Below are 6065 nucleotides of genomic sequence, written 5' to 3' on the forward strand. Positions count from 1 at the left end.
AAAGTACGGGGCTACCGACCCACTCTGCTGTGTTGGCCGAGTTGGCTCCTGAGGGGCATGGAGAAGGAAACACTCGAGAGTTTTTTGTCCATCCGGGGGGTGATGGGGGTGGCGCTCCTGAGTCGGACAGGCCGCCCTTTTTTCTACCGCTCTTTTCAGAACTTGGACAGCCGGCAGCAGCAGGCCCTTGCCGAAGGGCTGTTTCAGGTTTTGCAGACCATGCCCCCAGGCCTTGACTACTTTGACTTTCAGTTTGCCGAGCAACGAGTCTTTGTCTACCCCTTAGGGCCGGAGTGGGTGTTGCTGGTGGCGGTCAATGACGAGCTGGTGATGCCGGTCTACACCTTGGCCGTCAACCGCCTGCGAGCCGAGCTGCAACAGGATACGCCGAAGGGCCTGGCCACCTTTCGCCTGTTGACCAGCCAGGCGGAGGCCGTCCGGAACCCTACCCAACCCAGCTCCACCCTAGCAGAAGGGAAGCCCACACCAAGGGAGGAGGCAACCCAGCCGGCAGCGACAGGCAGCCGCATGCAGATGGATGTCTTTGTGCAATCTCTCAATCGCCTCTGCCAGATCACAAGCGGCTATTTGGGCAAGGCAGTGATCGTCAACTATTGGAAGGCAGCGCGGCAGGAAGTGGTGGAACGCCAGGGATCCTCAGCCGAGTGGCTCAACCAGTTCGAGATCGAGCGCAGCGGCCAAATCCACTACCGGGGCACCCTCAAGGAGCTGGACGAATCTCAACAAAAGGTGCTGCGGGACTGGGTACTGGCTTTTTTCCGCCGCTGCGAAGAGGTGATCCACGACTTTCGCAATTTAATCAAATCGGCTGAATTGCGCTGGTAAAAGCAGAGGAAGCTGCTTTTCAAACAGCGTCCTCAAAGCGCCATGGCCGGTTCTTGGCCGCGGAAAATCCAGGCTAAGCTATGACCATAGCAGATCACCCCAGGTGCAGACGGGATCCCTGACCGAGGATGGCTCCTCTGGCCACCACGAACCGGTGGAGTGAGGATCTGCTTTGCTACCGCGATGCCACCGGATCCCTCGCTACCATCTGCTTACGGCACGCTAGGCGAAGGAGTTGCCATGCTGAGAATCGTCACCCAGCTAACCGAGGCTGAAGCCGAGCTTAGACGGATCTCGGAGCGCACTCAGGCTGACCAGAACCTGCACCGTGAGGCCACTGTGCGGGAGATCCTGCAAGCAGTGCGCCGTCAGGGGGATCGCGCTCTACTGGCCTACACGGCTGAGTTTGACCAGGTGGAGTTAAGCGTGGCAGAGCTGAAGGTCTCGGGGGCGGAGCTGGAGGCGGCCTACCAGGCGGTATCGCCGCAACTGCTATCGGCCCTGCGCCTGGCCAAACAGCGCATTGAAGCCTTTCACCGGCAGCGGGTGCCCAGCAGTTGGGTGAGCTTTCCCGGCCCTGAGATTGTCTTGGGCAAGCAGTACCGCCCCGTGGACCGCGCCGGCCTCTACATTCCAGGAGGGCGGGCCGCCTATCCCAGCACCGTGTTGATGAACGCCATTCCGGCCAAGGTGGCGGGGGTGCCCGAGATTGTCATGGTGACCCCACCGGGATCGGACGGGCTGGGGGGCAAGGGGATCAGCCCGGCTATTTTGGTGGCCGCCCAAGAAGTGGGCATCCACACCATCTATCGCGTTGGCGGGGCCCAGGCCATTGCGGCGCTGGCCTATGGCACCGAGACCATCCCCAAGGTGGATGTAATCACCGGCCCCGGCAACATTTACGTGACTTTGGCCAAGAAGCTGGTATACGGCACGGTGGGGATCGACTCGCTGGCAGGGCCTTCCGAGGTGTTGATCATCGCCGACGAGAGCGCCAATCCCCTCTATGTTGCCGCCGATCTTCTGGCCCAGGCCGAGCATGATCCCCTGGCGGCGGCCGTTCTCCTCACCCCCGATCTCCAGTTGGCCCAACAGGTGCAGCAGGCGGTGGCGGCCCAACTGGAGACCCACCCCAATCGCCTGATGGTGGAAAAGGCGGTGGCCAACTACGGGCTCATTGCCGTAGTGCCGGATCTGGCGACAGCAGTCAACTTGTCCAACCAGTTCGCGCCGGAGCACCTGGAGCTGCAGGTGGCGGATCCCTGGGCCCTGCTGGATCCCATTCGCCATGCGGGGGCAATCTTCCTGGGGCACTACACTCCAGAGGCGGTGGGAGACTACCTGGCCGGGCCCAACCACACCTTGCCCACGGCGGGGGCGGCTCGCTACGCCTCAGCTCTAGGGGTAGAGACCTTCCTGAAGTACTCCAGCCTGATCCAATACGGCTCGGCAGCTTTGCAGGAGGTGGCTGGCGCGATCCAAGCTCTGGCACAAGCGGAGGGGCTGCCCGCCCATGGCCGCTCGGTGCAACTGCGCTTGGCCGAGGGGAGCTAGAGAGTTTGGCCTGGCCGCAGGTTGGGTGACGATGGCAGCTTCTGTCTGGCGAAAGGGGCGGTGGTGGAGAGGGGCTCTGTCTGCGGCCATGGGATCCCTGCTGTTGGCGACGATGGCGGCTGCGGAGGGGATCCCTTCTCCGCCGCTGGCCGTGCCGTGGGAGTGGGTGTATGCCCTGCAGGAGCAGGCGCGGCAACGGCAGTGTACGCTGATTGGCCTGCTGCGCAGCCGGCCTCTGCCGGCACCGGATCCGCAGTGGCAGGTGTACACGCGGCTGGATTTGGTGGCCACCCCTCAGGCCAGTCGGTTGACCAGTGTGTTGTTTGCCAAGAACACTCGTACCCAAGCCTTGCAAGTGATCTATCAAGCTTCAGCGTCTGTGTACGACCCCGCCGAGCCCTTGGATTTTGCCATGATCCTGCCTCTGGCCTGGCAGGACAACACTCTGCTGGCGCGGGAGTACACAGGCTGGTTCCAAACCGATTTGAGCTGGGATCGGGCGGTGATCTGGCCCTTGCCCACCGACTCGACCGGGATCCCGCCGGTACAGGTTTGGGAGCCACCGCCGGCCCTGGGATATGCCGAGCTGCTGGGCTGGGATCCCCAGGCGCGAGGGCGGGTGCTGTTTGCCGTGGCCGATAGCCTGGAAGAGGTGCCGCGGCTGGTGAGCGTTGGTTCCTCTTCCGATTGGTTGGTGCGGGGAACGGCCACGCTGACCGTCCCCGATTCCTCGGGTTTGGAAGAGGGCTGGATTGGGGCTGTTCCCGCAGGGTCAGCGGCCATTTGTCATGCCGGGAACTTTGGGCTAAACATCAGGTAGCCCTTCTCGATAGCCCTGAGCTTGGCGTTAGCGGATCCAAGACCGCGGGCGACGCAGCAGGGCCAAGGGATCCAAGGGCAACGTCGATAACCGTCGATAACCAAGGAGTGGGGCGAGCATGTCAAGACCGCAGGTACGGCGGGGATGGCCTCTGGAAGCCTTTGTGGGCGATGTTATCGTCTGTACACTGGAGGGATCCCATCTGGATCAAGTGACGGAGATCCGCGTCAGCCCGGCGGGCAAAGGGATCCGGGTTAGCTTCGGGGATCCCTTAGGGCGCTCCCAAGGGCCGGTGCAGGCCACTGCCGAGGCACTGACCGTAACTTTTGAGATCGATCCCAGCACCTACCCTGGCGAAAAACGCATCGAGCTGATCTCGCCGGCAGGGCCCAGCGATCCCCTGCCGTTTTTGGTGATGATGTAGAGTCGCGCGGCAAGGAAGTGGGTCATGCCGTTTGCGATTGCTCCGAGCGATGTGGGTGTGCTGCTGCTGGGGGTGGGCCTGTTGCTCTTGGCCGGCGGCTGGGCCTGGTGGCTGCGACGACAGCAGCAGGCTGCTCCCCCAGACTCGACAACTGTTTGGCCGGCAACGGCGGTTGACCTCTCTGCCCTTACGGTGGAACAGGGGGCCCAACTGCAGCCCTTCGAACAGGCGGTGGCAGATCGGCCCCAGGATCCCATTGCCTGGTACAACCGCGCCACCACCCTCGACCACCTGGGGCAGGCCCAAGCTGCCCTGGCCAGCTACGATCGTGCCCTGGAGCTAAAGCCAGATTTTCCCGAAGCCTGGAACAACCGCGGCTCTCTACTGGACGATCTCGGCCGTCACCAGGAAGCGCTGGCCAGCTACGAGCGGGCTTTGCACCTAAAGCCGGATTTTTTTGAGGCCCGCTTTAACCAGGCCAACACACTGCGGCAACTGGGCCGCTACCAAGAGGCCCTGCGCGCCTACGAGCAGATTCTCACCTTCCGCCCCGATAGCTCGGAAACGTGGTATCTGCACGGGCTAACCTTGGCCTCGCTGGGGCAGTGGCAGGGATCCCTAGCTAGCTACGACAAAGCCCTGGCCATTAACCCCAGCAATCCCCAGGTTTGGCAAAGTCGCGGGCTGGCCCTAGTGCACCTGGAGCGCTACGCCGAGGCCCTGGCCAGCTATGAACGGGCCCTGCAACTGGGATCCGCATCGGCTTCCCTCTGGGCCGGCCACGCCCTTGCCCACCACCGCCTGGGCAACTGGATGGAAGCTCTCAACAGCTACGACCGCGCCCTGGCCCAGGATCCCCAGCGCCCTCAGATCTGGGTGCAGCGCGGCCTGGTGCTGATGGACTTAAACCTCTACGGGCTGGCCATCCAGAGTTTTGACCGGGCCCTGCAGATGGATCCCGAAGATGCCGAGGCCCACTACGCCAAAGCCTGCTGCTGCGCCTGGGAAGGTCAGGTGCCCCAGGCTCTGCAAGCCTTGGAGCAAGCCCTGCGCCTGCAGCCGGAGCGCTACCGCCCCTTGCTCTCCTCTGAGCCCTATTTCGACCTCATTCGCAGTGAGCCGAGCTTTACGGCCTTCCTGACAGCCCTCTCCGGCCTTGGAACCGACACGGAGGGATAGCTTGGTAGCTCCGTATTTCGTGCGGGGCGGAAAAGCCCGTAAGCAACTTTAGTTGCTCATCGTCTGCGTCCTGAGTTCCAGAGGATGGGCCGGCAACAGCAATCTGGTGGCTCCGCCCAATGCAGAGGAAACCCGCTGATTTTCCGTAGAGATGCTGTTGCTTACAGCGAAAAACCTGAGCAAACTGAGAACACTCCAGCTCCTGGCAAATCTCGGGGGCAGGATGTGTTCTTCTTAACATCTGGTAGCATTTTCATGGACACAACCTGATACTGTCTGCCTGCAAGCTTCTTCGCGGTTGGTTCCAGGGGAAGTCTGGTTTCGCCTGGCATCCGCCGCCTTTGAGTTGTTTGGGTACTGATCGGGTCTTAAATGACTGCAGCTCAAAAAGTAAAGAAAAGAAAAAAAGTAGTTGTCTATGCTAACAGCTCCTCAGCGGTCTTCTCTCGACGCCTCCGAGCCGCCAACGCCATCGACAGCCGCGGCTCCCCTATCTTTGACTAAAGCTAGTATTGGCGATTCTGGATCCCGAGCTGTGGGTGCGTCTATGGCATCCAAACATGAAGATGTTAAAGCTCAAACTGCTGCACTGTTGCGACTGTACCACCAGACTCGGGATCCGGCCCTGCGCAACCGGCTGGTGGAAATGAACCTGGGCTTGGTGCGTAAAGAAGCCCACCACTGGCGCAGCCAATGCAATGAGGCCTACGACGACCTGGTGCAAGTGGGATGCATAGGGCTCATCCAAGCCATCGAGCGCTTCGATATTACCCGCGGCCTGGCCTTCAGCTCCTTCGCTATGCCCTACATTCGCGGAGAAATTCAACACTACCTGCGAGACAAAAGCCCAACAATGCGGATCCCACGCCGCTGGGTGACTCTGCAGCGGCAAGCCAAGAAGGTGATTGCGCGCCTGCGGCAAGAGTTGGGCCGTCCCCCCTCTGAGGCGGAGGTGAGGGAAGCCTTGCAACTAACGGAGCAGGAATGGCGAGAGATGGAGCTGGCTCGACAAAACAGCCTCTTGCTCAGCCTCGATGCCCCGATTCAAACTGAGGAAGACAGTGTTGCGTTGGGAGATGTCGTTCCCGATCAGCGCTACCGCAGCTTTCAACTGGCTGAAGAAGACCGCATCCGTCTGCAACATGCCTTAGCCAAGCTGGAAGAACGCACCCGCCAGATTTTGGAATTTGTCTTCTTCTACGACCTCACCCAGAAAGAAACGGCAGAGCGGCTGGGGATCAG

6 protein-coding genes are annotated in these 6065 nt (G+C 61.4%); all 6 read left to right on the forward strand.

The features are described from left to right. The coding region (locus tag NW863_RS11980; RefSeq protein ID WP_414366608.1) for a hypothetical protein at nucleotides 1-846 on the forward strand (846 nt) is incomplete at its 5' end. A gap of 240 nt (nucleotides 847-1086) precedes the next feature. Then, the gene (hisD, locus tag NW863_RS11985) at nucleotides 1087-2400 is read left to right on the forward strand and encodes a histidinol dehydrogenase (RefSeq protein WP_414334957.1); all 1314 of its coding nucleotides are present in this window, start codon (nucleotides 1087-1089) and stop codon (nucleotides 2398-2400) included. 31 nt (nucleotides 2401-2431) lie between these two features. Then, entirely contained in the window at nucleotides 2432-3220 is a 789-nt protein-coding gene (locus NW863_RS11990; protein ID WP_414366610.1) for a hypothetical protein, read from the forward strand. 118 nt (nucleotides 3221-3338) lie between these two features. Beyond that, nucleotides 3339-3644, forward strand: a complete 306-nt coding sequence (locus tag NW863_RS11995) for a hypothetical protein (protein WP_414334959.1) — start codon at nucleotides 3339-3341, stop codon at nucleotides 3642-3644. 24 nt (nucleotides 3645-3668) lie between these two features. Continuing rightward, entirely contained in the window at nucleotides 3669-4823 is a 1155-nt protein-coding gene (locus tag NW863_RS12000) for a tetratricopeptide repeat protein (RefSeq protein ID WP_414334960.1), read from the forward strand. Between the two features lie 547 nt (nucleotides 4824-5370). Next, on the forward strand, nucleotides 5371-6065 hold a 695-nt coding region (locus NW863_RS12005; RefSeq protein WP_414366612.1), incomplete at its 3' end, for an RNA polymerase sigma factor SigF.

Origin of the sequence: Synechococcus sp. B60.1 (assembly GCF_047462555.1) — a bacterium.
In the GTDB taxonomy this organism is placed as follows: Bacteria; Cyanobacteriota; Cyanobacteriia; order Thermostichales; family Thermostichaceae; genus Thermostichus.

Coding starts and splice junctions, on each gene's coding strand:
- hisD (WP_414334957.1), top strand. CDS start 1,087: ATGCTGAGAATCGTCACCCAGCTAACCGAGGCTGAAGCCGAGCTTAGA.
- NW863_RS11990 (WP_414366610.1), top strand. CDS start 2,432: ATGGCAGCTTCTGTCTGGCGAAAGGGGCGGTGGTGGAGAGGGGCTCTG.
- NW863_RS11995 (WP_414334959.1), top strand. CDS start 3,339: ATGTCAAGACCGCAGGTACGGCGGGGATGGCCTCTGGAAGCCTTTGTG.
- NW863_RS12000 (WP_414334960.1), top strand. CDS start 3,669: ATGCCGTTTGCGATTGCTCCGAGCGATGTGGGTGTGCTGCTGCTGGGG.